Annotated in this window: 3 protein-coding genes; all 3 read left to right on the forward strand. The window is 41.3% G+C overall.

All coding sequences use genetic code 11. The features are described 5' to 3' along the window. Positions 1–279: 279 nt before the first annotated feature. The 3 genes from H6S82_RS28740 to H6S82_RS28750 all read left to right on the forward strand — a co-directional run bounded on the left by H6S82_RS28740 (position 280) and on the right by H6S82_RS28750 (position 2,353). The gene (locus H6S82_RS28740; RefSeq protein WP_190463781.1) at positions 280–1,263 is read left to right on the forward strand and encodes a hypothetical protein; all 984 of its coding nucleotides are present in this window, start codon (positions 280–282) and stop codon (positions 1,261–1,263) included. Positions 1,264–1,303: 40 nt separating this feature from the next. Then, on the forward strand, positions 1,304–1,936 hold the full coding sequence (locus tag H6S82_RS28745; protein WP_190463780.1) for a hypothetical protein: 633 nt from the start codon (positions 1,304–1,306) through the stop codon (positions 1,934–1,936). A gap of 75 nt (positions 1,937–2,011) precedes the next feature. Then, the gene (locus H6S82_RS28750) at positions 2,012–2,353 is read left to right on the forward strand and encodes a hypothetical protein (RefSeq protein WP_190463779.1); all 342 of its coding nucleotides are present in this window, start codon (positions 2,012–2,014) and stop codon (positions 2,351–2,353) included. Positions 2,354–2,436 lie beyond the last annotated feature (83 nt).

The following is a 2,436-nucleotide window of genomic DNA, read 5'->3' on the forward strand; positions in this document are numbered from 1 at the left end:
ACCCGATCGCCCAGATTAGTTAAGACGATATTGAATAGTTATCTAATTATCGACTATTGAACTTAGAAAACGCACCCCCAAAGGATAGGATGCTTACGCTACAGCCATCCTAAAAGCTAAAGCTAAAAGCCTTGAAAATACTGCAATTCCAACCATCGTATCGCTTTAGTGATAGTTAGTTTTACGTCAATAGCGATAACAGCTTACCCCTCCTTGGTAAGAACGCACACCAAGGAAGGTTTGTAGAGAATGAACTTAACAGTTTGACAGACTTTATTTATGACTGAGGCTCAAGGTAATAATTTAATTACCGACCCAGCCGAATTGCACTATATCTGGGATGTAGTCGATCGAGTGTTGGATAAAAAGCACGAACTAGGTTCCATTCAAGATTTTCAATCAGCCTTGAAAGAAGCTAGCTTGTCGCAAGGTCGGGAAATCCAAATAAATTTAGTCAACCAAAACGATCGATTGGTTGGCTTCAACTTCAGTTTCCCAAACAATCCCAACAAAAATACATCTACTATCCCTTTCAAGCAACAACTTGAATTGTCACAAACAGGTGGCAGTATTTTACCACAGCCACCTCAAACCTTCACCATTGATGTAGCAGCAAAGAAAGAGAAAAACAACCTTTCCACTTCAACGCCCCCAGGCCAATTAGCTGTTACATCACCAGCGCAAGTAGATGCGATGCGCCTATTGCCAAAACAGGATGAGGAACAGATTAACTCTCCAACACCGGGGTTGAAACTAAATCCCAATTTGGCAAGAATAGCAGCACATCTTGCTTCTCGCAGCGAAATTGATGGCTTGTGGTTAACTGGTACAACACTCAAAACAGGAACCACATTAGCCCAATCTCTTGAAACTGAAAACAAACCTGACATCCAATCAGTAGGTAATGCAGTCATCAAGCGCTTTGAACAAGTGTTACCCGAACAATTCGCTGGCTTAAAAAATGGCAGTTCTACCAAACCTTTTAGCTGGAAAGACCCCCATTCTGGCCAACAGTACCGTTTTGAATTTTCCAATCCTACTTGCACAAAAGAAGGAGAAATTTTAACTCCAGCTACCTTAAAAGGTTTCCAGCCGTCTGGCAATTCTAAACAACCAGTATTCTCTGCTTCCCTGATTGATGCCAAACGCGATCGCTGGTTAATAGAACAGTGTGATTTTACCACATCTCAACTGCATTCTCTCACCGCCTGCAATCGTTCTAATTCTGAAAGAAGCCCTAAAACAGTTGAACAATCACTCTAAGCCTTTCTCACCACACATCACATTTACTAGGAAAATAATCATGCGCGACTATTACAACAGCTACCACACCCAACAACAATTACCAACCCGCCTTAATCCCTTAGAAAAAACAACCACTTGGATACTAAAAAGTTGGGATGGGGATGCCACAGCAGTTTCTGGATTGGGATTGGGTCTGATTTACTTAGCAGTAAAAGAACCCTTATTAATCACCATCATCCTATCGGCTGGTTTATTCTTTTACTGCCTAAATCGCATTATTCATTTCATACCAACTTTAAATCGGCTGATTAATTCCAAAATTCGATTTTGGCACGTCGCCGCCATCATTATGGCAATTACCATCACCTTTGGCTTATTCGAGATGCCAGCAGGTGCAGTATTTTTGAGTGGATTAGAAGCATTTGTGAAAACATTAGCACAACAAAGCGCATCTGGCGGTGGGCAAGCAGTTAGCGACCAAGCAGTAACCCTCGTATTTAACCTAATTCGCGCCGTATTCCTAATTTTGGTTGGCGTAGCTGCTTTATTCGCCTACAACCAAGCACAACAAGGAAATGATTGGCGTCCTATTGCCACGCAAGCAGGTTTAGCGATTGGTATCGTACTGGCGATCGATGTAATAACCTTCCTATTTGTAGGAGACGGTACTGGTGGTACTGGTGGGGCTTAACTATTAAGCATCCAGTTAGTAGTTAGTTCAACTATTACTAACTACTAACCAACCCATTACGTGAGAATCAACAATATGCAAGATCCAGATAGAGAACCAATTCGCGTCAATAAAATATTAGGAAAGCAAGCGAGTTTTGGCCCTATCCCTGCCAACCAAATATTACCTTGGTTTGCCATTATCCTGCTTACTTATCTAATTTTTGATGGCGTACTCGGTTGGGGAATACCAAAAGTAGCTGTGATTAGCTTCTGGTTAATAGTTAGCTGGTGGTTTTTGACAGGTTCAGACCCCGATAGTTACATCAATCGCTTTCGCAAACCAAAAGGTCGCAATTGGGTAAGTGGCGGGGCGCTATATATTTCTCCGTTACTTCCTAGAAGAAGCCGAAGGAACTTAAAAAGAGGTAAAAGATGAAAGCTAAAATCCCATCAATTAATGCTATGAATGAAAAAGGAATTAAAACAACTTATTTCCCCTTTGAAAACGAACTAGATTTA

Source organism: Planktothrix sp. FACHB-1355 (assembly GCF_014748295.1).
Taxonomy (GTDB): Bacteria; Cyanobacteriota; Cyanobacteriia; order Cyanobacteriales; family Aerosakkonemataceae; genus Aerosakkonema; species Aerosakkonema funiforme_A.